This is a genomic window from uncultured Ruegeria sp. (assembly GCF_947497005.1).
In the GTDB taxonomy this organism is placed as follows: domain Bacteria; phylum Pseudomonadota; class Alphaproteobacteria; order Rhodobacterales; family Rhodobacteraceae; genus Ruegeria.
In genome coordinates this window covers 20,416-44,371 of record NZ_CANMFF010000029.1, presented here as the reverse complement: position 1 = coordinate 44,371, position 23,956 = coordinate 20,416, and the positions used below count along the sequence as shown (strand labels likewise).

The window sequence follows — 23,956 nt, the reverse complement described above, 5'->3', positions numbered from 1 at the left end:
TGCATATCAACCATGCACACCAATACAGTGTCCAACAAACCCTCAGATACCTGAGCCTTCAGATGTTCGAACGTGAGAGTTCCGCTCACGATGCATCCTCCTTAATCGCGATTTCGTTCAGCGCTGGTTGCAGCAGCGCCAGTATCTCGTCCGCCATCGCGGCGATCTGCACGTCGGTACGCAACAGATCGTTGCGCACTTCGATCATCACATTTGCCAGGCCCCGGCTGAGCGCGTGCAACCGCAGCGAATGCGTGACCCCGTCAGCCGGGCCATAGGGCTCATTTCGTTCAATCCAGCGATGCGGCAGCCGGTCGGTATGGTCGAGCATCGCGTCAACCAAACGACTATCCTCATCATGCAAAAGCCCCACTTCCACCGCACGTGGCCGATCAAAATAGACAGGGGTGAAGGAATGGACGGTGACCACAACCGTTTCCGGGCCGCGCACATCTAGAACCCGGGATACCGCCTTGCAAAACGGCTCATACACTGCCGCGACGCGAGCGGCCCGGTCTCGCGCGGTCAGCCCCGTATTCCCTGGCACTTCGATCATCTCTGATTTCCCGGGCATCGCACTTACCGCTTCGGGTGGGCGGTTACAGTCATAAACCAGCCGCGACACAGTCGACGCGATAACCGGAGAATTCAAGGCCTGAGACAGCATTACAGTCAATGCACGGGCACCAGGATCCCACGCCGCGTGGCTCTGCCGATCAGCTTCGGCCAGACCCAAACTGTTATATTCTGGTGGAATTCGGTGGCTGGCATGTTCGCACAGCAAAACAACCCGCCCGGTCCCGGTTTCGTTCAAGATTTCCACTGATGCCATTACCCTTTAACCCCATCAGGTTCGCCTTCTGTCATGTCCGGCATCTCCTCGATCAGACGCGTCTCGAGCAACTGCCCGTGACGGTACAGGATCGGGTAGGCAACCGCTGAGATATGGCTGTTGAACTCTCGCAGAGCCCGCAGGGTTTCCAGATGCGTATCGCTGGTCTCGAAACTCTCAGTCGTCCCATGTTGCAATCGTCGAAGGTGACGTTTGCGGCTTTGCCGTTCCACTCTTTTGATTTCACTCTTTTCAAGGCTCAGCAAACGCGCACTTTCCAGATCGTCTGAAATCAGGACGTTCGTCGCCAACTTCAAATTGGCCAGAATGCTCTCGTGCATCTGTACCAATTCAGCCCACCCTTCTTTCGAAAACACTGCCTCATTCTTGCGCATATCCTCGGCCAATGCGGTCAGTCTTTTGGCCACGACATCGCCCGCGGTTTCCAGGCGGATAGCATATTCCATCAGATCGCGTGCGGTCTTTGCGTTCTGCTTACCGAATTCCTTGGTTGGGATAGCTGCAACAAAAGCGCGAATTCCCGACAAGCAGGCGTTCACATCATCATCGATGGATCGCACAGCCTGAATCTGTTCCCTGTCCCCCGAGCGATACAGTTCCAGCGAGGGCCGGAACATCGTCTCGATCAGGTCGCACATGCGCAACAACTCGCGTTTGAGGCTGGACAATGCCTGACTTGGGCTGCCGAAATCGTGCAAGTCCAAAGCGCTGATCGGACGTCCCGGTTGCGTCGGCGTCGATGACGATTTCGGGTCGGGCAACAGCCTCTCCATCAAGGGCTGGAGACGCCCACAGAACGGCACTGCCAGAAGCAATAGCGATGCGTTGAAGGCCAGATGAGCGTTTACCAACATCTGACCGCCTTCGGGCGTAGCCACCAATCCCGAACGGAGTGCAAGATTTACACCGAATAGAACCGCGATTGCCCAACTGCCTCGCAACGCCAAATTGGCAAACGGAATGCGCCGTGCTTTCAGATCCATTCCACGGCTCAACCAGACTGGAATGAAGGCAGACCCGAAATTGGCACCCAGAACCAGAGACAGACCTGCCGTAAAGGGAATTGCCCCTATTTGTACCAGTGTCACGCACATCAGGATCGCGGCGACCGATGAATGCATGACAAAAGCTAGGGCCCCGCCAACCAAAAAGGCCGTAATATAGTCGCGTGCCAGATAATCGGCGATCGCTGGCAGAAAGGCACTGTCGCGGATCGGGTCCATGGCCTCGCGCAGGAACCGCAGCGAAATCAGAATAAAGGCCACACCCATCAGGATGCGGCCCATCTGCCGCGCCTTCCTTGCCTCGGTCTTGACGAACAGATATCCGCCCACGGCCAGTAGCACTGGTACCAGCCAATCCAGATTGAACGACAGGATCTGAATAATCAGTGCCGATCCCAGATCCCCACCCAATACGATCGCAAGGCCCGCAGGAAAGGCTAGTAACCCGCTGGACGCAAAGCCCGAACTCAGCAGCGCAACCGCAGCCGAACTTTGCAGAATGACCGCCATGACGACACCGACCATTGACGCCTGCAAGAAAGTCCGCTGTCCGGTCATAACCCGCTGGAACGATGCGCCGTAGCTGCGCTCGATCCCGGTGCGCACCATTCGCACAGCGAACAGGAGCAACATTGTTGCCCCGGCCAGTTGGATAAGGAAGCTGACAATTGCCATGCGGTTATCCGTTCACAAGGTCTAGCAACTGGGCGTGCAATTCCGGCGTGGCGGCAGAAACAACACGACCGTCCGAATTCAAGTTCAACGGATTACCATCCCAATCCGTCATCACCCCGCCAGCGGCTTCTATCACGGCCAGAACGGGCAGGAAATCATAGGGCTGCAGATCGTAATCGATCACCGAGTCCACATGCCCGGCGGCTACAAGGGCATGCGGGTAGCAATCATAGGCGAACCGGCGCGTCTGCCCTGACTGCATAAGGCGGTCAAAAAGCGCAGGATAATCCCGGTGGATCTTGTCCCCCTCATTCACAAACAGAATAGATTGATCCAGACGGGTACGGTTCGAGGTCGTGATCGCTTCTCCATTCAAAGTTGCTCCCTGGCCGGGGATGCCCAGAAAGATTTCATTCAGCGCGGGCATGCCGATAACCCCGATATCCGGCTTGCCATCCACCAGATGCCCGAGCAGAAAACCGAAAAGCGGATGCCCTGAGAGAAATGAACGGGTGCCATCTATAGGGTCTATGATCCAGACTTCGCGACAATCCTGCCCTTCAAAGCCATGCTCCTCGCCAAAAACGCCATGGTTCGGAAATTGCTGCTCCAGATAAGAGCGCACTTCAGCTTCGACACCTTTGTCGGCCTGCGTGACGGGGCTTTCATCTGCCTTGAACTCGATCCCCAGCCCGCCGCGAAAATATTCTTGGGCCGCATTGTTGGCCAAATGGGCAATCTTGATCGCATGGAAAACAAGATCAGATATATCAGTGGTTGGCTCGTTCTTAGCGTTCAGCATTTAGATTTATCCGATGCAACAAAGGTCTCTGATCCCGGAATAGACAGAAACATTGAAATGGCTTTCTGCAGATTTGTTTTTACTGAAGTCCGGCTGAGTAAGCTTGGACCTTCAGTCGATTTGGCAGGATGGGCAGAACGAACCTCAAATGATCGAATGAGCCCTGCACGGTGAATTGCCTTTTTCGGGGCGGAAGCTTTAATCCGCCAACATTCATGAACTGTGGGAATTGAAGCATGCCATTCAAGCCGGTGAACCAAGCGAAAGAACCCATTCATACTCCCCGAATTCAAAGCCACGTCCGAGTTGATCATGGTAAGGTTTTGCATGGTGAGCAGCGAAAACTCCAAAGCCATTCCAAACATCCCAGATTGGTCAATGGTGCACCGTGTTTCAGCCGACTGGCAGTGTCGTCCTGATTTTGCAGATTGTCATCTGCATGCACCATCGATTTTCTAACTTGATCACAGATCACAATATAAAACCACAAAAAAGCGCTACTACAACAATTTTCTTTGGTTTTTATTGTTTTTGAGGAGAAAATTGTGGATTTCTGCGGGAACCCTCCCCCTTTGTCGAAAGTGCAGAGGTGATTCATCCTAATTTCAGGCAAGTCCGGATACGGGTATTTGATCCAGCAAACAGGAGCACGGCATGATGGGCGGCAATAAGAACGTTTTTTTGTAACCTTCGATCAGATGCGCGAAGATTGCCTTTTCGGAGCCCGGGCAGATTATGTAGACCTGCACAATTTGCGCGTACTGATGGACGGCAGCGTCACATTAACCCGGATTTATTCGGTCACCGACCCTTGCGGGCCATCGCGCGCATCATTGTTATCCGGGCAATACGCGATGAACCACAGATCGGGGCGCAGTAGAGCGCCACTGCGTCATGACACTCCGACCATGGCCAGCGAAATGCGCAAGGTCGGTTATCTGCCGATGCTATTTGGTTATACCGACACCCAGCAATAACCACGCGTCTTCAACGCAAATGACCCGACGCTGAAATCTTACGGATTCCACATGGTTGGCATTGTGGAAATGGTCGAAATGCGGTTGGAAGTGTCATTGCCTAAGCGCTCGCACCTAAGAATTCGCGGCTATCAGATTGCGTCTTACCCCAGTGTATTCAAACCGTTCGCGCGTGATGGCGGGACGTCGACCCTGAATGACCTGGCACACTGCTCGGCCGAGGACAGTAACACGACCATTCTAATCAACCATTTTCTTGAAACTATGCCGACGAAGGACAGGCGTGGTTTGCCTACCCGACCTATCTGCGCCAGCAGCGACGTATCAACCTCCGCTCTTGTTTGGCGGTTCCAACGACGGCGAATTGGAGAACATGGCAGTCCGCAAACATGTTTTCAACATCAGCCATACTCTGCGCTCATTGGTGGTCTGCCCAGACTGCAAACGAATGACCTTTCGAGGGTAGCCGAAGCTCCTCAGGCGGGGCATGTTATCCGGAGTACCGACAGGGCTGACCTAACTTTATCAAAACCGATCAACAACTTGGCAATACCTTTCGAAAACCCTTACTGGTCAGAGGTTCCGTTGCAGGTTCATCGGGATTAATCTGCCAATTGCAATTCGCGCCAACGATGGCAGGTCACCGAATGCTCCGCTTCACAAGTCTCCATGCGCGGTTCTTCGCGTTTGCACAGGTCAATAGCAAAGGGGCAGCGGGTGTGGAACTGGCAACCAGTGGGGCGATTGGTGGGTGACGGAATCTCACCTTCAAGTTTCTGCGCCTTGCCGTGATCATCCGGGTCCAGCGAGGGGATCGCTGAAAACAACGCTTTCGTGTACGGATGACGCGGTGATCGGAACAGCTGACGCGTCGGAGCACTTTCCATGATCTGACCCAGATACATAACGGCGACATGGTCGCAGGTATGGGCCACTACTGACAGGTCGTGACTGATGAACAGATAGGTTAGCCCCATCTCGTCCTGCAGCGATTTCAACAGATTCAGGATATCGGCCTGAATCGACACATCCAGTGCAGCGACGCTTTCATCGGCCACCACAAACCGGGGTTTGGAGACCAATGCACGGGCAATGGAAATGCGCTGTCGTTGCCCACCGGAAAAGGCGTGAGGAAACCGGCGCAAATGTTCCAGGTTCAATCGACACAAGTTGGCGATTTCACGCACACGTTCATCAACCTCCTCGCGCGAGTTGCACAGCCCCACGACCTCAAGCGGTTCGGCAATGATGTCGCGGACGGTCATGCGCGGCGACAACGCGGCATATGGATCTTGAAAGATCAGCTGCGCGCGGCGCCGGTATTCCTTCAGTTCGGACCCGGTCAGTTTACCCAGATCATAGCTGACGTCTCCGTCTTCATAGTGAGCGGATCCACCAGTAATCGGAGCAGCGTTCAAAAGGGCGCGCCCGAACGTGGTTTTGCCCGAGCCGCTCTCACCGACCACCCCGAAAAACGAGCCCCGCGGGATCGACAGCGAGACGTCGTTTACGGCTTTGAGAACACTCTTGTTGAAGATCTTCCCGCCAACAGGAAATCCAACCGACAGGTCCTTGGTTTCGATCAGATTTTCAGTGCTCATGCAGATTGTCCCTCGTGGCAGAGATGGCAAGCCGTGCGATGGTTTTCGCCTGTGTCAGACCAGCCGGGGGCGACCGTACGGCAAACATCGCCTATGATCTTGCCGCAACGGGTGTGAAAGACACAGCCCTCTGGCCGTTCCAGCGGCGACGGAATGTCTCCCGGCACCGGCATCAGCGGCTTGTCCAGATCGTCAAGCTGTGGCAGGGCGTCAATCAGCCCTTGGGTATAGGGGTGATAGGGGTTGCGTATCACTTCGCGCACCGGGCCTTGTTCAATCATCTTGCCCAGATACATCACCGCAACCTTATCCGCCGTTTGGGCGACGACCCCAAGGTCGTGGGTAATAAAGATGATCCCCATGCCAAAGTCGGTCACCAGATCCTTCATCAAATCAATGACCTGAGCCTGGATTGTCACATCTAGCGCCGTAGTGGGCTCATCCGCGATCAGCAGCTTGGGCTTGGTCGACAGGGCCATTGCAATCATCGCCCGCTGACGCATGCCACCGGACATTTCAAACGCATATTGCCCAAACCTGGTTGACGCATCGGAAATGCCCACGCGATCCAGCATCTCGATCGACAGTTCACGGGCCTGCTTCTTGGACATATCCGTATGGATAAGCAATTGCTCGACCATCTGGCTGCCGATGGTCATCGCGGGTGCGAAACTGGCCATCGGTTCCTGGAAGATCATTGAAACGGAACCGCCGCGTACGACTTCCATGTCGCGTGGTCTTTTCAGGCTCATGACGTCCACCGGCCCGTTATCCAGATGAAGTGTGATACGGCTTTCCGGCGCATAGACCGCATTGCCCGGGTTAAGCTTCATCAACGATTTGGCCGTCACGGATTTTCCTGAGCCGCTTTCGCCCACAAGGCCCATGACCTCGCCCGGAGCAATCGAAAAGGACACGTTGTCCACTGCCGTTATCAGCCCTTCGTCGGTCTTGAATTGCAGCGTCAGGTTTTCGACGTCGATCAGGCTCATTTACGAGTCTCCGAATAGGGATCGGCAGCATCACGCAGCCCGTCGCCGACAAAGACGAATGCCATGACCAGCGCAATGAAGAAAATGACCGGTATGAAATACCAATGGTAATTCAGCAAGACGTCGGCCTTGGTGACGTTCTGCAACATAACACCCAACGAATTCACCGGATCCTTTAGCCCTAGCCCGATAAAGCTGAGAGCGGTTTCTGAGAGGACCACGTAGGGAAACGAGATAACCAGATCGACGATGATGTAGCTGGTGAAGCTTGGCAAGAGATGTCGCCGGATTACGTGACCGGCGGGTGCCCCGCACAATTGCGCAGCCAGCACGTATTCCTGATTGCGTTCGGTCAGCAGATGGGTGCGAACGCGCCGGGCCAGTGTCGGCCAGCCCACCAATCCCAAGATCAGGGTTATAACAAAAAACCGGGTCTCAGCGGACCATTCGGGTGGGATGAAAGCAGCAATTGCCATGAAAAGTGCAATGGACGGCACCGTCCTGACTGCGTCGGTAATCATCTGAATCACACTATCAATGGCGCCACCGTAATACCCGGCGATCCCGCCAATCATCAGGGCCAGCACGAAAGAGATCACTACGCCTAGCGTGCCCACCTGAAGCGAGGTCCAAACGGCATGCAATGTGCGCGAGAAGATATCTTTACCAGCGCTATCCGTTCCGAAGAGATGAACATATCCCTGATCCATTCCAAACAGATGGATGTCACCCGGGATAAATCCGAACAATTTGTAGCTGTCGCCGCGCACGAAAAACTCCATGTAGCGACGTTCATCCTCGTTGATCTTTTCGACCCAACGGAAATTGGTCGCCAACGATCGTTCGCGTGTAACCGTGTGCAGAAATGGGCGGACCGAACAGCCGTTGTTGTCGCAGAATTTCGGTATCTGAGGTGTGCCGTTCAGGTAGTCCTTATCCCGACCAGCGACAGTTGGATCATAAGGTGACAAAAACGGAGCAAACAGGCCCGACAGGATCAGCACCACAAACACTGTGGCCGCGATCATAGCCGCGCGTTGTCTTTTGAACCTGGCCCAGATCAGTTGTCGTTGAGAGGCGGTGAAATAAGCCTCTTTGGCCTTTTGCTCAGCAGAGCTTGGGGGTGTTTTCACGGACATATGGCTTACCTCAGAATGCTCTTGCGCACGCGTGGGTCAATCACCGCCAGCAGGATGTCTGTGGCGAAATTCAGCGTGACAATGGCGGCTGTCAGCAGAAAGATGATGGCACCCGCCAGTTGCTGGTCATTGGACCGTGCCAGAGCCTCCAACAGCAGCGATCCTGCTTCTGTGAGGGTCAGGATCAGGGCGACAATGGGCAGTTCGTTGAAGATACGGTTCAGGTCAAAACCCAGAGAATTGACTATAGGCCCCAAAGCATGACGGGCGGGGTAGCGCCACAACAAGCGAGGCCCGTAGATGCCCCGCGCTGCTGCGGCCGTCACATAAAGTTTGCCGATTTCGTCTGACATCAATGCCCGCACAGTCTGCAACGCGAATGCGGTCGCCGACCAACCGAGAATAAATACCGCCAGCCAGGCATGTTTCAGCAAATCCAGGAATTTGGCCCAGGACCAGGGGGCCTCACGATATTCCGGGCTGAAAAGGCCGGTGAGTGTTTCGCCAAACTAGATTGTGGAAAACAGCATCACCATCAGCGCCAGCAGAAAGTTGGGCATGGCCAGACCCAGATAGCTGACCAGGCGCAGCGAGTTGTTGAGAACAGCATTGTTGGATGCGGCAGAAATAATCCCGACCGGCAGCGCAATTAGGTAAGCCAAGGTCAAGGACCCAAGGCATATCCACAATGAAATCCGAAATTTGTCACCAAGCAGCTGCGCAATATTCACGCGCAGAATACAACTTTCGCCAAAGTCGCCCCGAATCGCACCGCTAAGCCAGCGGGTCAAGAATGGACGATCAAGACCAAGACGCGCGCGTTCAACCTCGATATCAGCCAGCGTGATCGCCGAGCCCTGCGTATTTTTGTAGGCAAGATAACGTTCGGCGCAATCACCCGGCACCAGTTCCATCAGCGAAAACACGATGAGCGAAACCAATACGAGGGTGACAATGGCCATGACCGCGCGCGTGGCGGCAAAGCGAGCGAATTGGAGCATTTGTTGTTCCCGGTTAGCATCTGGAATGGGGCGCTGACGCCCCATTCCGTTGCCTCAGATTGAGGATAGGATCACTCAGACAACCACCACTGCGCGGGGCGGTAAGGATAGGTCCGATAGAACTCGTAGGACTGCGTCTTGAACTCGGTGAAGTTCTGCAGATTGTTGGAGTGGTAGATCGGTGCCGGGGCGTTGACGGTTCCTAAAAACAGCAGCTCTCCGGTCATGATCTCAACCATTTTCTGAACTGCTGTGATTGAGGCATCCGATCCCGGTGCGCTAGTTTGATATGCGTCCTGTGCCGATTTCAGATCGCCAACCCAGGCAGGGGGCTCGATACCGTTTTCGCCATTCGAGCTGATATATTCTGCCCAGAGCATGCCGGTACGTACGTCAAAATACCCGTCAAACGGCGGTACTCAGATCTCTCCGTCGCCAAGGACCGACCCGGCAGGCTGGCTCTTAAGCCACATCCCCATGTCCAGGGTATTTGCCGTTTGAGCTGCGCGGAACTCGTCCGAGGCGACCTCTTTGATTGCGGTGTTGACGCCCACATCTTTCCAGTTCTGCGCAATAAGCTCCACTAATTGTGCCGATGCGGACTGCGTCGAGAATTGCCAGTCCAGCACAAAGGGCTCACCGTTAGGAAGCTCGCGGAAGCCATCTCCGTTCTGATCGACAAGACCGACTTCATCCAGCAGCGCGTTCGCCCGGTCCTGGTCAAAGGTGATTTCGTAGTTCGACCATTTCTCGTCGATGAAGTCCGGACGTGGCGAGAAGCCGATATATTGCGTCGGCGTGCCCAGCCCGAACGCCGTCACCTCGTTCAACTGATCGCGGTCCATCGCAACGGACATTGCGGTTCTGAAACGAATATCATTGAAGATCGCCCGCTTGCCTTCATCTTCCGCAGTCACGTTGAATGTCAGCGCCGGATAGCTGATCGCAGGTTTCACTTCTAGCGTATAATTCCCGCTTTCCTGGCCTTCCAGAAGCACTGGCGCAGAGGTCAGGTTCACGCCTTGGGACTTATAGTCCACCTCACCATTGAGCAGCTTGAGGTTGCGGACCTCTTCATCCGGGACATAGGTTTCATCCATTTCCGAGATATAGGGTAGCTGATTACCCGCCGTATCGACCTGGAAGAAATAAGGGTTCGCGACGTAGTGACGACCTTCGGTGCTTTCTTTTACCAGGATATGACTTTCAAGCGTCGGCATGGTGTCCTTGAGCAGGTTCGCCAGCTTGTCTCCCGCCGTCAGCATTGGCGAAGGCGTGTCCATCCAGTCCGAGTTGCCATAATGAGCCTTGATCAGCTCATAGCCGTTCTCAAAGCCCAGAGCTTGCGCATTTGCATCGGCATTTTCGTCCAGCGCAGGGTGAAACTTCTTGAAGAAATGCTTAGGCTGATAAGGTTGCACATAGGTGAACGAGAATGTTTCAGTCAGGCCCGGCTTTGGTGCAGCAAGCGTAAAGCGGACCGTGGTTTCGTCGACGGCCTCGACCTTCATCGGCTCACCGCCAGCCAGTGCGTAATCTTTGGCTTCTGCGATGACGTTGGTGTCCATCATCAGATTGTCGTACCAGAACACTACGTCTGCCGACGTGAACGGCGCTCCATCAGACCACTTATGACCTGCCCGCAAGTTCACGGTCAGTTCGGTGAAATCATCATTCCAATCCCATGACTTTGCAACGTTGGGCACAAGGGTCTGTAGATCATCGGAATACCGGAACAAATTCACGTGGCGTACAGACAGGAAGTCGGACGTGCCGCTTTCGGTGGCATTGGACAGCGCGTCCAGAACACCGCCATATTGACCTATGGTATCGTATGGCACGACCACCAGCGGCTCAGTCGGCAGACGATCCGAAACCGCAGGAAGTGCGTCGTTGCCGCGGATCATTCCATTCAGATCGCCAATTGCCGGATTCTCGGCAATGGTAAGCGTGCAGTTCGCGGCCGCTTGGAATTCGCCGAGATTAAATTGTTGCGGAAAGGCGCCCGCGGATACGCCTTGCATATCTGCAACCGTCGCGGCAGGGCAATTGGCCCAGGCCGCCCCCGATGGCAACATAGGCCACACCTGACATCAGAAGTTTTTTCATGGTTTCTCCCTAAAATTTGGTTACTTTTTTGACTTGTGTTTACGTGAAGCCGGCGGGTTGACTGCTGCTCCGCTGGAGTTCTTTTTCTTTCCAATCCCTTTCCCCGAAGCGACATGCACTTTGACTCCTGCGCGTTTCAGCACCGGAGCAAAATCTTCGGGCGGGGCAACATTGGTCACCAAATCGGTCATCTGATCAAACGGGCAAGCCACATTGGCTGCCCTTGCACCGAATTTCGTGTGATCTGTCGCGACAATAATGCGCTTGGTATTTTCGCGTAACGCGCGCGTCAGTTCGGCTTCAAGGGGATTCGATGCCAATACTCCACCGCTTAACGACAACGCATCGGCGCCGCAAATTACAGCATCATAGCTGTATTGGCGGGCCAATTGCTCGGCCGCGCGGCCGAAACTTCCGCGCTCAGATCGAATGACCTCGCCGCCTGCAAGGATTGCGCGCGTACCATTGTTGTCGGCCAGCGAAGCGACGACCGACAGCGAATTGCTGACCACTGTCAAATCCTTCATCTCGCGCAGTTGCTCCGCAACATGGGTCATTGTCGAGCCCACGGCCACAAACAGAACCATGCCATCCTCGACAATCTGACTGACCTGTTTGGCAATCAGTGTCTTTTCCTCTGCGTTATGCTCTAATGCGCCGGAAAACATCGGCGTATCTTGCGCGCGCGATAGAAAAGTGCCGCCATGCACTCTCTCAACCATATCGTTTCGCGCCAGCGCCTTGACCAACCGACGAACCGTTTCCTCCGATACGTCCATGACCTGCGCAATCTGTGTATTGCGTGCCGAGCCTCCCAGCCTCGCCAGCACATCCAGAAGTTCGCGGCCCCGATGAGGGATATTATCGCTATCGTGATCCATTTTTGAACTCCACCATATTTCCGATCAAAAATACACAAAAAATGCAATTTTTTTGTGACAATTACCGTTTTTGGTCATTTTTTTTGCGTTATCCAATAAATTCGGTCATCGTCAAACGGCACGGCCGCTCTGTCTCTGCCAAGTTTCTGGCGTCAGATTGGACGTCATTGGCAATGGTTGGATCATGCGGACATTTCAGCGGTATGATGAACCAAAGGCTAAACGCGTCGGCGCGGGCGTGGTGGTATGAGCGCGCGGTGGATTGAGGGTCGCGAGGGCGGAAAATCAGGTTGATCTGGTCATGCGCGGCGAGCCTGATCTCATCGGAGTCTAGCCAGCATTTTGTCGATCAATGCCCTGGCCAATGTCGTGCTCTGGGGCGGGGCATTGCCCAATCTGACAAACGCGACACAGGCATTGTTCGTTATGTCGAGCATCTCACAGAGCGGTAGTCCGTGAGGTATATAAATTCAGCCACCGTATGCGGTGCTGGTGTTTCGACCTTGTCAAAACGATCTTGTGCTGGACACCTGTCAGACTGTCAGATTCAGTGACGGTGTGTCAGAAAACGCTAAATTTAGCTCTAATACTGGTCGCGCCGTTCGTACATGCCGCCAAGCAAGACCGCGTTGACCAGGTCGTCCATTCTTGATGCGGGCAGCAGGTTTCTAACAAGCCAGCCATTTCGAAACTTGACGGTTGGAACTTTGATGGCCTGAACAGAGTACGGCAAACCTACATTCTACCTTTGTTTCAACGATCTTCACGGGTTGATGGAAACACTATTAGACGAGGTCAAGGGAGGCGTCGTCGAAGGCGCGCAGACATGGCTTTCAAACGAAGGAGACCCAATTTCCAGCCTTCAGGAAAGCCTGAGCGCCTTAGTCGATGGTCGCTTTGAAGGGGGCGCCATTCTTAAGACCGTCTCAGATGCGGCGGCGAGCGATGCATGGCAGGAACATGTCTGGGAAATCTTCCCTTGCTCATTTGATGAAGTTGTTTCAACTCGCATTGAACAAGATCAAACCAAAGGCATACCGCCAGAATTTGATCCCCTTTCGGTGGCACGCGCACTCAACCGAATGGATGCCGGTGTGCTTATCCAAACCTTTGGCTCAACGCAAAAGGCAGACAAAGCCGACGTGCTGAAGGCCATCACCCGCATCTGGATTTCAACGCTCTATCCTTTCAATCTGAACAAGGAACTTGGCACATAAGGTAAACTCAAAAAGCGCTATTCACGGTCGTCTCGTGCGAAGCGTTACTGCCCGAAAATACCAATCGCTTTCCACAATGTGCGAATCGAGAGGCGATTGTAGCGACTGGTGGCAGCTATTTGACCGTCGGGATGGCGACCGGAAGCGAACAACTTTACCGGTCTTACACCGCAGATTCAGGTTGTGAATTCAGAAGGAGCGGCGCGCGTTTTTCCCTTTGAATCTGAAGCCTTGGCGGGCGATGTTTCCGTTGAACGGTGCGCGGTTCAGGATGTGGACCAAATTTTCAGGCTCGCTTTTTTTTCAGTCTTATGGCAGCGTTGGCCCATAGTTCAGTACGATCCCAAGGGCGGTCGGGTTCTTCAGAAACCAGACAACTCTCATATATTGAAAATTTAGCAACCACTTGGTTTCATGTGGTTTTTTTGCTGCGGTGTCCATCGCGGCACCAAAGGAGTTTTGTTATGGCTCAGGCGCCGACCTCAGAAAAAACACCTGCGGGGGCATCCGGATTGGGCGGCAAAAAAAAGCCACCAACCGGCGATCCCGTTGAAAATGCGATCGAGGAATCTCGGGCCGCTGCAAAGGAGGCGTTCAAGGATCAACTGGACGCACAGGCCGCCGCCGCCAAATTGATCTGGGTTGAAGCCGAACAGCAATATGCGGTCGATATGGTGCAGGCTCAGCTCAAGGCGCAGGCCACCAAGGCAGCAGCTGCAGCCGCTACGCTGGAGACTGCTCCGCTGGTGACTCAGGCCGGGCATACGCTGACGAAAGCTGAAGCCGACAATAGTACGGCGCAGGGGGCGCTGGACGGCCTGTACAAAGCACAACTGGCGCAAGAACAGGCCGTGACAGAAGCAAACACAGCACTGAGCAAGGCGCAAAAGGCACTTGCCCAAGCACAGTTTGATCTTGATGCGGCGACGAATGACTACCAGAGCGCGGTATCGGATGCTGCAACGACGGCGTCTGCGCTTGCATCGGCGAAATCGGCAAATGCAGACGCTTTGGCGCAGCAGAAACAGGCCGAGGCATCTCAGGCTGACGCAGAAAAAACAGCCGACGCGCAACTGGTCGTCGATACAGAAACCGCGGAAGCAACTAAAACGGCAGCTTGGGCAACCTACAAAAAGGCGCTTGCAGATATTGCAACCAAACTGGCCGAAAACGAGTAACGGCCTAGCCGGGTATCCGGGTAATTTTTCCCAATTTTGGAGAATTCATGATGGCAACGCAATATCAAACACCGGGCGTTTACATTAAGGAAATCGATGCGTTCGGCAACGCGGTCGTAGAAGTACCGACCGCGATCCCAGCGTTCATCGGATATACCCAGAAGGCGAATTCCGGAAATACAGATTTAACGAATTTGCCCACCCGGATCGAGTCGATGGTCGACTATAAGGCGTTGTTCGGTGGGGGCCCCGACTTGCTGGTAACGCAGGACAAAAACGACAAGAGCAAGATGGTGGCGGCCAGCCCGTTCTTGATGTTCCAGTCCCTGAAACTGTTTTATGCCAACGGCGGTGGGCCCTGCTATATCGTTTCGGTCGGTCCCTTCTCGGACAGCAAGGACCAGCCGACAACACAGACATCTGCTGATTTGCTGGCCGGGCTCAATGCGCTCGAATTGCAGCCCGAGCCCACGATGATCGTTTGCCCCGAGGCCGTGATGCTGAGCGGAGGCAGCACCGATTGGGAAAAAATTGCAACCGCGTCGCTTGCGCAGTGCAATAAACTGCAAAGTCGCGTGTCGATCCTGGATATTGTCAATGGCGACAAGCCCCGTGGCGCAGTGGAAAAAGACGATCCGATCTCGAATTTTCGAACGGATGTCGGCTCAAACTTTCTGGATTATGGGGCAGCCTATTACCCGTTCCTGAATACCTCTGTGATCGATTCAACGCAGGTGACCTTTGCCAATCTTGACAAGAAGACGGTGCTTGGCGACCTGATGAAATCTGTCGAGGCGGAACAGCAAGCGCTTGCAGACGCGCAGGCCGGACCTAACCAGAAAGGTAAGATTCCGCCTGCAACCGCACAGCTGATCAAAGATGTTCAGGGCAAGGTCGCCGCAGCAGATGTTAAGGCAAAAAATCAGGCCTTGATGGCGGTAAGCGCGGTTTACAAGGACGGTATGGATCAAGCGCTGGCCGCGCTGAATTTGTTACCACCCAGCCCTGCGATTGCCGGAGTAATTGCGCAAACCGACAACACGGTCGGCGTTTGGAAAGCTCCCGCGAATACGTCGGTCAACTCGGTTGTTTCGCCGTCCGTCAATATCAGCCATGACGACCAGGCGGATCTGAATGCGCCGCTGGATGGTAAAGCTGTTAACGCCATTCGCACCATGCCTGGCCGCGGCATCATGGTTTGGGGCGCGCGGACGTTGGACGCCAACTCACTCGACTGGCGCTATGTCAATGTACGGCGCACGCTCATAATGCTCGAACAATCGATCAAGATCGCCTGTGAGGCATATGTTTTCTCTCCAAATGATGCTTCGACCTGGGTCACCGTTTCTTCGATGATCGAGAATTTCCTGACCAACCAGTGGAAAGCGGGTGCACTTGCGGGGTCCAGCGCAACCGAAGCGTTTGATGTCCAGGTCGGTCTGGGGTCGACCATGACCGGGCAGGACATTCTGAACGGTTATATGAGGGTCGAAATTCGAGTCGCGGTGGTTCGCCCGGCCGAGTTCATTGTCCTGACGTTCGAGCAAAAGATGCAAACTTCGTAGTTACGGCCGGATAAGGAGACAGGCACATGTCTGGAGATAAGCAAAACAATGTTTGGCCGCTGCCGAAATTCTATTTCAGCGTCGATATCAGTTCGCTGGGGTCCGAGGTCGGGTTTCAGGAAGTCAGCGGACTGGATACCGAAACCCAAGTGATCGAGTATCGCGCGGGCAATTCCAAAGTGTTCAGTACGGTAAAAATGCCCGGCATTGCTAAATTTGGCAACGTGACGCTCAAGAAGGGCGTATTTGTTAAGGATAACAGCTTTTTCGATTGGTACAGCAAAATCAAGATGAACACGATCGCCCGTGCCGACGTCACAATCAAACTGCTTGATGAAACCGGCAAACCAACGATGACGTGGAAATTGGCCAATGCGTGGCCGACAAAGATATCGCCAACCGATCTCAAGGCCGAGGGCAACGAGGCGGCCATCGAGTCCCTTGAAATTGCCCATGAGGGTCTGACCATTTCAAACAAGTGACCTTGTTAGATGTCCAATTACTACCCACCCGTTTCCTTTTCGTTTTCGGTCTCAATTGGCGGCAACTCGCGTGGGGTTGATGCGAGCTTTTCCGAAGTTTCGGGTCTTAACAGCCGAATGGATACGTTTGCAGTGCGCGAAGGTGGGGAAAACCGGTTTGTCCACCAACTGCCACAGACGGTGAAGAACACCAATATTTCCTTGAAGCGCGGGTTGATGGTGGCGAGTTCCGCGTTGGTGAAATGGTGCAAGGATACGCTTGAAGGCGGAATGTCGAATCCAATTGTGACAAAGACCGTGATTGTCTCGTTGCTCGATCAGACCCAACAGCCAATGCTGGCGTGGTCGCTGGATCGGGCCTGGCCGGTCGGGTGGCAGGTGGCCCAGTTCAATGCGCGTGAAAACAGCGTTGCGATTGAGACCATCGATCTGGCTTACGCGCAGGTGAGGCGCAAACTGATCAGGACCAAAGCTGCAACCGGGTTTCTAAAGCCCTGACTGGTCCTCTGGCTGGAGGGAGCAACAATGACGGTCGAAATCAGAGAGCTTGTGCTGCGTGCGCGGGTGCCAAAGGACGATGCTGATGAGTTCCCATCGACCGACGTCGACGCCTTGAAACGCGAGTTGTTAGATTTTGTGGAGCAGCGTGTTGCTTCTGCCCTGCGCCGACAGTCCGAACGATAGGATAGCATGTTAGAAAAATTCAAAATCCTCGCCTTTGCCGACGACGAGTTGCGGTCCAAGATCGGGCAGTATGTGGTCCAGATCAATCCAGAGACCTACGCACATGGGCACAGGACCGAGTTCACAACAGATCGTGGTATCGACGTGGCGGGCAGCCGCGCGCAGTTCAAAAGCCGCGCACCCGAGACCGTTAACTTTGACTTGATCATCGATGCAACAGGGGTCGTGCCCGGTGTAACCTCAGTCCATGACGAACTGAACAAAGTCCGTCAGACGGCCTATACATTCAACGGTGATTTGCACAGCCCGAACTATCTGAAACTGATATGGGGCAAATTCGCTTTTGACTGCATGCTTACGGGTCTGAACGTATCCTACTTGCTGTTCAGCCCTTCTGGCCTGCCGTTGCGTGCAAAGCTATCGATGACCTTTCGTCAGCACCAGACGCCTGCGGATCTTGCTAAGCGGGCAGGTAAGCGTTCAGCCGACCTGACCCATGCGCGGGTGGCCACGGATGACAGTTCTCTGCCGCAAATGTGCTACGACATATACAGGAATGCGGCGCTATACCCGCATGTTGCCCGCGCCAACAACCTCAATGATCTGATGCATTTGCCCGTAGGCAAGTGGCTGACCTTTCCACCATTGGAGGACTGATGGCTGAATCCGTTCTCTTTGATGGCGCCGATCTGATCACCTTCAGGCTGATGGTTGATGGCAGCGAGGTTTCTTCCGTCGACATGATCACTTCGATATCGGTGACCCGGCATATCAATCGGATCCCTTCTGCAGAGATTGTGATCGCGGACGGTGATCCCTCGACGCAGGATTTCAAGGTGAGCGATTCAGCCACTTTCGTACCGGGTGCCGAAATCGAAATTCTGATGGGATATCAAAGCCGGGACAAATCTGTATTCAAGGGCGTCATTATTCGGCAAGGCCTGCGCGTGGGCCATGACGGTCGAAGTGTGCTGACTGTGGGATGTTCAGACAAGGCGATCCGTCTGACCATCGCTCGGGTCAGCCAGACCTTTCATGAAATGACCTATAGCGATGCGATGAAAAAACTCATCGCCGACTCCGATCTGCAGGCGAATGTGTCTGAAATATCCGGTCAAATGGGTCATATAGTGCAGTCCCAAAGCAGTGCCTGGGATTTTCTGTTGTCCACGGCCGAGGCGCACGGCCATGTCGTTATCGTGGAGGATGGCAAAGTCTCGGTCGGGCCACCCAAGTTCGTTGCTCCCAGATACGAGGTAGCCTTCGGGGAAACGCTGGCACAGATGGATATCGAACTGCGTGCGGTCAGCCAGCTTTCGCAAGTTTCTTCGACCAGCTGGGACGCGTCACAACAGGAGTTGCTGCACGGAATTTCCAGTGAACCGAGTGTCAACAAACAGGGCAATATCACGGGCAGAGAATTGGCCGAAAAATTGGGAGTCGCAGAGTTTGGTTTGCAAACATCGCGACCCATGGACGCCGGCGCCCTGAAGACCTGGGCGAACGCGCAGCTTATGAAATCCCGTCTTTCACGGATAACCGGGACAGTATCTTTTCCGGGAAATGCGGGCGTAATGCCAGGCTACCTGCTTCAAGTGGAGGGCGTCGGTAAGCGCTTTGGCGGCGACGCGTATGTGTCGGGGATTCATCACTACATGTCCGAGGGTGAATGGCAGACCGAAGCCACACTTGGGCTGGATCGGCGCTGGTTTGCTGACCTGCACCGCGACGTCGACGAACCACAGGCGGCGGCTTTGACGCCGGGTGCGACCGGCCTGCAGATCGCGAAAGTCGTTCAGGTCTATGACGACCCGGACGACGGTCAGCGGATCAAGGTGAAGCTGCCCCTTTCCTCGCCCGATCAGGGTATATGGGTGCGCCTGACTAGTCCCTATGCCGGAGACAAAATGGGTATCTCGTTTTTGCCCGAGGTTGACGATGAAGTGGTGGTTGGGTTCCTGAATGACGATCCCAACGCGCCTGTCGTTCTGGGCGCGCTGCATAGCAGCCAGCGATCCTTGCCGTTTCAGCCGCAGGAAACCAACGCAGAAAAGTCGATTGTCACCCGTTCCGGCCTTAGGATCGGGTTCGAGGATGAAAAGAAGATCCTCACAATCGAAACACCGGGCAAACATATCGTCACCCTCAGCGATGAGGACAAATCAATCACCGTTGTCGATTCCAACAACAACAAGATCGAAATGTCTGAGGGCGGCGTTACCCTTTCAACGCCCAAAGACATGGAGATCTCTGCAGATGGCTCGATCTCAATAAAGGGTCAGAGCGGGATCAGCATCAGCAGTCCCAGCGATGTGTCGGTGGCTGGTGGTGGCGTTTCAATCGATGCGCAAGAGGCACTGTCATGTACCGGTAACTTGTCGGCAAGTTTCGAGGCGACAGGCGAGGTTACGATTTCGGGGATAATGGTGAGCATCAACTGACAAGGAGAGGGGAGTATGCCCCCAGCGGCGCGATTAACAGATATGCATGAATGTCCGATGGTGACCCCGGGCCTGCCGCCCGTGCCTCATGTGGGCGGTCCAATTGTTGGCCCCGGCGTGCCCAACGTGATGATCTGCAACATGCCTGCCGCTGTCGTCGGCGATACATTGATTTGCGTTGGCCCGCCCGATGTGATCGCGATGGGCTCGGCCACGGTAATGATCGGTGGCAGACCTGCAGCGCGAATGGGTGATGAAACCGTGCATGGCGGAACGATCCTGACAGGGTGTCCAACGGTAATCATCGGGGGATGATGCGATGATGACCAGCAAACCCGGATTTTTGGGCCGCGGCTGGAACTTTCCACCGCGATTTACCTGCACCAAGACCGCGGGCGGAACGTATGAAGGCCGCGCGACGATGGTCGAGGCGGAAACAGACATCGCGCAAAGCCTGGATATCTTGATGTACACCATTCTGGGCGAGCGGGTGATGAGACCAACCTACGGATTGGGCCTGCAGTTGCATGTATTCGACTCGACCGATGAAACTGACCTGACCTTTTTGCGGTCTCGAATCGAGAAGGCAGTGGTTTTTTACGAAGACCGAATTCGGATAGAAACAATCGAGTTCGGAACCGAGGCCGTCACCGAAGGCCGACTGGATATCCATATTGACTACTTAATCCCCAGCACCAACTCGCGCGGCAATCGTGTCTTTCCCTATTATATCCACGAAGGCTCGACACTTGATCCCAAATCGCGGGTTGCCGCGGCCCTTGTGGGGCATCGATGACGTCGCGCACACCTCATATTGATCACCTCTGGCAGGATGGCCGGTGGTTGGAGCCGCTTGGTACGCGTTATTTCCGGATGGACGAACGCGACCTTGAGGATATGGCCGATTTCGCAGTTGAATTTGCACAATTGCTGACACTGTTCGATGACCGGAACCAAGCGGTGCCGAAAGAGCAGGGTTGGCGCGCCTTTTTTGCAGGAGAATTGAGCTTTTTGCTGGCCAGGATCGTGGTCTTTGCCCGCAAACAGAAAGACGGCTGCGGCGCAAACGGGCCCGATCAGCTGACCCGCCTTGCCGACTGGTGCGAGGCTGTTGCAGTGCTGGAAGGTCAGACATCGCGTGACGCTTTGACCGAAGGGTTTTGCCAGACAGTTCAGAATGCGCTTCGCGCGGAGTTTGGAAAAATTCTACGTCCAGTAACGTTGGACAGCACGTCGACCTCTACTTTAGAACAGCTATTGCGTGTCCTGAGAAATGTCGCCGACAGTAACAATCCGGATCTGCATCACGCTGCCAGACGCGTCATCATCGGGTTGGGGCAGGTCGCTCGTAAGACATTGCCACTCGTTCTAAATTCCAAATCCGACCACCCTCCGCATGCGGGTCTGTTCCTGAGCTTCCTGCAATTGCTGGATGTCTCAAAAGCGCAGCTCAACCAGATCACAGAACGTCATCTTCAGTATTATTACGAGACTGTTCTGGGCCTGTCACCGAACCCGCCAGTACCGCATGACAGTTGGCTAGTATTGACGGTTTCACCGAAGGTCGGTGTGGTCGACCTCAAGAAAGGAACATTGTTTGTCACGCCCCCGAGCCAGGATGGCAAAGTCGTGCGTTTCGCCAATACCGCTGATACGCGTCTGTCGCGTACAACGATCACCGCGCGACGGTCGATTTGGTGTGGCACTGATCAGCAAGGGAACATAACCCGTATACTGGCCTTTGACCAACGTAGCTTTTCTGACGGATCGCCGTTTTTTCACCCGTCCCGTCTGACCCATTCCGATCGGCAGGCTGCCCGTGAACTTGGCAGAACCGGCATAGCCTTTTCCAGCCCTGTGCTGGGCTTGTCGCAAGGGACCCGAATAATCGAGTTGACCTTGCGGTGTCGGAAGGGGGCCCTTTCGCGTGCCTTGCACAAATTCCAGCGCCATGCCGCATTGGACCATCAGGGCGAACTGACCGATGAGGTGTTTCAACATCTGCTGGACTGGGCCTTCCTCTTTTCGCTCAGCACTCAAAAAACACTGAAGACAGTGCAGCAGGCAAACGTGGACACGGCCTTGGCGGATGAGGACAAACTGGTGGTCCGTCTTGTGCTTACCCCTGATTTTCCTCCTATCGAGCCCTTGCGTGCAGGACCGTTCGAAAATCCGTGCCTGCAGATGCAGTTCAACCCAAGTGCCCCGGTTTTTGGCTATGGCGGTTTTGCCCATCTGCAGGTGCTCGGTGCAGAGATCGCGGTTACAGTCAAGGACCTGCAAAACCTGCATATCGGACCGGGCGCAGGCGCTGCGATTACCAAGCCTGTCCCGGCTTTCGCCCCGCCTGCTCAACCGGGTTCGGTCACAGAATTCTCGTGTGCCGATCTGGACGGCAAGAGGGTCACATCCCTTGCGATCTCGATCGAATGGGCGGGATTGCCGAACGATCTGGAGGACTACTACGCGCCGTATGCCGAGGCGACACGGAACAACAGTTTTGAAGGGCGATTTGACCTGCACAGCAAAGACTTTTCGGATCCACGTTCAACCGGGAACGTGCCGCTTTTTACGGCTCCGGACAGCAATCTCTTGAACCTCAAAAGAACCTATTCGCTTAATCTGCTGCAGCAAGGCAGACTCACGGACCCGCGTTTGACACTGACTTTGACGGCACCCGGTTATGGCTTTGGTGCGCCACTGTATTCCGGACTTTTGGCAGCGACATTGTTAAAGAATGCGCGTGGTGGCCAGACTTTGAGAGCGTGGATCACCGGGAAGAAACCCGCGCCCGTGCCAGCACCACCCCCACCTGTGCAGCCTAAGATCGCCAGCGGAATTTTGGAATTCAATGCCGTCGCCGACAGTGTCACGGGTGATCTGGAAATCTGGTCGCTGTGCCCGTTTCATCAGCCGACGCTGACAGCGAACCCGTATCTGTCCGGTTTGGAGTTCCCCGATCGGTCGGCGCTATTTTTGGATCTTGAAGGCGGTGCAGTCGGGACCCCGGTTTCAGTCCTGTTTCAATTGCGAGACGCCCGCCGTGCCCGGTATGCCGGAACCCTCGACAAGGCCAATCCAGACCTTAGCTGGTGTTATCTGGCCAGCGACGGCTGGAAGGCCTTTCCACAAGCCAACGTCATCCTGGACGAAACTGAAAACCTAAGCCAGACCGGTCGCGTTGAAATCATGATCCCAACAGACGCGGCATCGGATCAGGTTATCCGTCTGGCGCTGACGGCCCCTGCCGGACGGACGCCGATGACGGATATTGTAGGGCTGTCAACCAACGCCATACGCGTCACTCAACAGATCGAACCCGGAGATGATCCGTCCACTGGATCTGTGAAACCCATTACCCAGCCCGAGAATCAGATTCCGGGCGTGCAGAAAATCGAACAGCCCGTTGCAGCATCGGGAGGGCGCGCTGCTGAGAGCCAACGCGATTTCCGCACGCGCGTCAACGAACGGCTGCGTCACAAAGACCGCGCCATCTGCGCTAAAGATTACGAGCAACTGATCCTGCAGAAATTTCCAGACATATACGAGGCAAAAGTCTTCGGTCCCGGACAGGGTGGCCTTGGCATTGTTGTCGCGCCGACCTCAGGACGTCGCGATCAGGTGCGAGGACCTATTGTGCCACTGGGGCGCAGACATCAGATCGCATCCTATTTGAACGGGCTGAGCGCCGGCTGGTCTAGTCCCGTGAATGTGGTCAACCCATCGTATGAACCTGTGCGTCTTTTCGTTTCGATTGCGTTGGGTCGCGATGCGGCACGTGACGATGCTGTTGAGCGGATCAAGTTGGAGACCCGAAAAGCGATTGCGCCCTGGATGCTGGACGCGAAACTGCCCATGGCCATCGGGACCGGCCAGATAGACTTGGGAGAGCTGCGCAAGACTCTGCATGCGCTTCCCGGCGTAACCCAGGTAACCGGATTGTCGCTGGTACAGTTCTATCGTTCAGAGCCAATGACACCGGAACTGGATCAACACGGCCTGAAAGACACTGCAGGGGCCAGCGCCGGATCTGAAACCAGTCTGCACTGCGCGACACCATCATCTGTTTTGTGGCCGGACCCCGAGATGCAGATAGAGCTTCTGCCCGCCACCCGCAGCATCGGTTCATTGGCCGTCAATCGCGACCTGCACAGCCCCGGCACGGATCAACAGATATTGTGGCTGGCGGATCCCGCACTAATTCCGCGTCGTCCCCAGCGGATTGGAATCGGAGCACTGCAGATTGGCCGGACATTTACCGTGATCGACCCCGACGATGCCCGCCCGCCGTCCTCAACACTGTTATTGCGGGATTCGGATCGGTCCCCGCACCCGTTTGCTTAAAGGAACGAAGC

At 54.9% G+C, this 23,956-nt stretch carries 24 protein-coding genes and 1 pseudogene; 12 read left to right on the top strand and 13 right to left on the bottom strand.

The window, feature by feature from the left end:
* Positions 1-85 precede the first annotated feature (85 nt).
* Genes Q0816_RS24080 through Q0816_RS24065 form a run of 4 tightly spaced genes read right to left on the bottom strand, consistent with a single transcriptional unit; the run spans position 86 to position 3,690 of the window.
* Entirely contained in the window at positions 86-832 is a 747-nt protein-coding gene (locus tag Q0816_RS24080) for an N-formylglutamate amidohydrolase (protein ID WP_298855479.1), read from the bottom strand.
* Positions 832-2,532: a Na/Pi cotransporter family protein gene (locus Q0816_RS24075; protein ID WP_298855478.1), complete on the bottom strand. Its 1,701-nt coding sequence runs from the start codon at positions 2,530-2,532 to the stop codon at positions 832-834. Before Q0816_RS24075 ends, Q0816_RS24080 begins: the two co-directional genes overlap by 1 nt.
* Before the next feature lie 4 nt (positions 2,533-2,536).
* Complete coding sequence (locus tag Q0816_RS24070) at positions 2,537-3,334, bottom strand: inositol monophosphatase family protein (protein ID WP_298855476.1); 798 nt, start codon at positions 3,332-3,334, stop codon at positions 2,537-2,539.
* Positions 3,328-3,690, bottom strand: a complete 363-nt coding sequence (locus Q0816_RS24065) for a hypothetical protein (protein ID WP_298855474.1) — start codon at positions 3,688-3,690, stop codon at positions 3,328-3,330. Before Q0816_RS24065 ends, Q0816_RS24070 begins: the two co-directional genes overlap by 7 nt.
* Before the next feature lie 342 nt (positions 3,691-4,032).
* Here Q0816_RS24065 and Q0816_RS24060 point away from each other — a divergent pair, with 342 nt between their 5' ends.
* Positions 4,033-4,311 (top strand): sulfatase-like hydrolase/transferase, encoded by a 279-nt coding sequence (locus tag Q0816_RS24060; protein ID WP_367180592.1) that lies wholly within the window; start codon positions 4,033-4,035, stop codon positions 4,309-4,311.
* Positions 4,312-4,913: 602 nt separating this feature from the next.
* On the opposite strand, the gene Q0816_RS24055 is transcribed toward Q0816_RS24060, so the two are convergent.
* From Q0816_RS24055 to Q0816_RS24015, 9 genes and pseudogenes are all read right to left on the bottom strand, one after another.
* Complete coding sequence (locus Q0816_RS24055; protein WP_298855470.1) at positions 4,914-5,912, bottom strand: ABC transporter ATP-binding protein; 999 nt, start codon at positions 5,910-5,912, stop codon at positions 4,914-4,916.
* A complete protein-coding gene (locus Q0816_RS24050; protein ID WP_298855468.1) occupies positions 5,909-6,904 on the bottom strand; it encodes an ABC transporter ATP-binding protein in 996 nt (331 codons plus the stop codon). Before Q0816_RS24050 ends, Q0816_RS24055 begins: the two co-directional genes overlap by 4 nt.
* A complete protein-coding gene (locus Q0816_RS24045) occupies positions 6,901-8,043 on the bottom strand; it encodes an ABC transporter permease (protein WP_298855466.1) in 1,143 nt (380 codons plus the stop codon). Before Q0816_RS24045 ends, Q0816_RS24050 begins: the two co-directional genes overlap by 4 nt.
* A 5-nt stretch (positions 8,044-8,048) precedes the next feature.
* Entirely contained in the window at positions 8,049-8,477 is a 429-nt protein-coding gene (locus Q0816_RS24040) for an ABC transporter permease subunit (protein ID WP_298855464.1), read from the bottom strand.
* A gap of 75 nt (positions 8,478-8,552) precedes the next feature.
* Positions 8,553-9,044, bottom strand: coding sequence for an ABC transporter permease (locus tag Q0816_RS24035; RefSeq protein WP_298855462.1), 492 nt, complete (start codon positions 9,042-9,044; stop codon positions 8,553-8,555).
* 71 nt (positions 9,045-9,115) lie between these two features.
* On the bottom strand, positions 9,116-9,424 hold the full coding sequence (locus tag Q0816_RS24030; protein ID WP_298855460.1) for a hypothetical protein: 309 nt from the start codon (positions 9,422-9,424) through the stop codon (positions 9,116-9,118).
* A 39-nt stretch (positions 9,425-9,463) separates the two neighbouring features.
* Positions 9,464-11,122, bottom strand: coding sequence for an ABC transporter substrate-binding protein (locus tag Q0816_RS24025; RefSeq protein ID WP_298855459.1), 1,659 nt, complete (start codon positions 11,120-11,122; stop codon positions 9,464-9,466).
* A gap of 51 nt (positions 11,123-11,173) precedes the next feature.
* Positions 11,174-12,034, bottom strand: a complete 861-nt coding sequence (locus Q0816_RS24020) for a DeoR/GlpR family DNA-binding transcription regulator (RefSeq protein WP_298855457.1) — start codon at positions 12,032-12,034, stop codon at positions 11,174-11,176.
* A 211-nt stretch (positions 12,035-12,245) separates the two neighbouring features.
* Positions 12,246-12,347: pseudogene (locus Q0816_RS24015) on the bottom strand (IS6 family transposase); the annotation flags it as partial.
* A 460-nt stretch (positions 12,348-12,807) separates the two neighbouring features.
* On the opposite strand from Q0816_RS24015, the gene Q0816_RS24010 reads away from it, so the two are divergent.
* The 11 genes from Q0816_RS24010 (at position 12,808) to Q0816_RS23960 (ending at position 23,945) form a co-directional block, all read left to right on the top strand.
* Complete coding sequence (locus tag Q0816_RS24010) at positions 12,808-13,251, top strand: hypothetical protein (protein ID WP_367180593.1); 444 nt, start codon at positions 12,808-12,810, stop codon at positions 13,249-13,251.
* A gap of 464 nt (positions 13,252-13,715) precedes the next feature.
* Positions 13,716-14,429, top strand: coding sequence for a hypothetical protein (locus Q0816_RS24005; RefSeq protein WP_298855454.1), 714 nt, complete (start codon positions 13,716-13,718; stop codon positions 14,427-14,429).
* A 47-nt stretch (positions 14,430-14,476) separates the two neighbouring features.
* A complete protein-coding gene (locus Q0816_RS24000; RefSeq protein ID WP_298855452.1) occupies positions 14,477-15,994 on the top strand; it encodes a phage tail sheath C-terminal domain-containing protein in 1,518 nt (505 codons plus the stop codon).
* A 26-nt stretch (positions 15,995-16,020) separates the two neighbouring features.
* Positions 16,021-16,476 (top strand): phage tail protein, encoded by a 456-nt coding sequence (locus tag Q0816_RS23995; protein ID WP_298855450.1) that lies wholly within the window; start codon positions 16,021-16,023, stop codon positions 16,474-16,476.
* 9 nt (positions 16,477-16,485) lie between these two features.
* Positions 16,486-16,974: a phage tail protein gene (locus tag Q0816_RS23990; protein WP_298855448.1), complete on the top strand. Its 489-nt coding sequence runs from the start codon at positions 16,486-16,488 to the stop codon at positions 16,972-16,974.
* Between the two features lie 27 nt (positions 16,975-17,001).
* On the top strand, positions 17,002-17,160 hold the full coding sequence (locus Q0816_RS23985; RefSeq protein ID WP_298855445.1) for a DUF5908 family protein: 159 nt from the start codon (positions 17,002-17,004) through the stop codon (positions 17,158-17,160).
* A 6-nt stretch (positions 17,161-17,166) separates the two neighbouring features.
* Positions 17,167-17,817, top strand: coding sequence for a hypothetical protein (locus Q0816_RS23980; RefSeq protein ID WP_298855443.1), 651 nt, complete (start codon positions 17,167-17,169; stop codon positions 17,815-17,817).
* Positions 17,817-19,601 carry a type VI secretion system tip protein VgrG gene (gene vgrG / locus Q0816_RS23975; RefSeq protein WP_298855441.1) on the top strand — a complete coding sequence of 595 codons (1,785 nt, stop codon included), beginning with the start codon at positions 17,817-17,819 and terminating at the stop codon, positions 19,599-19,601. The genes Q0816_RS23980 and vgrG overlap by 1 nt, the downstream gene beginning before the upstream one ends.
* A 15-nt stretch (positions 19,602-19,616) precedes the next feature.
* A complete protein-coding gene (locus Q0816_RS23970) occupies positions 19,617-19,916 on the top strand; it encodes a PAAR domain-containing protein (protein WP_298855440.1) in 300 nt (99 codons plus the stop codon).
* 4 nt (positions 19,917-19,920) lie between these two features.
* Positions 19,921-20,397: a GPW/gp25 family protein gene (locus tag Q0816_RS23965; RefSeq protein ID WP_298855439.1), complete on the top strand. Its 477-nt coding sequence runs from the start codon at positions 19,921-19,923 to the stop codon at positions 20,395-20,397.
* Positions 20,394-23,945: a baseplate J/gp47 family protein gene (locus Q0816_RS23960; RefSeq protein WP_298855438.1), complete on the top strand. Its 3,552-nt coding sequence runs from the start codon at positions 20,394-20,396 to the stop codon at positions 23,943-23,945. Before Q0816_RS23965 ends, Q0816_RS23960 begins: the two co-directional genes overlap by 4 nt.
* Positions 23,946-23,956 lie beyond the last annotated feature (11 nt).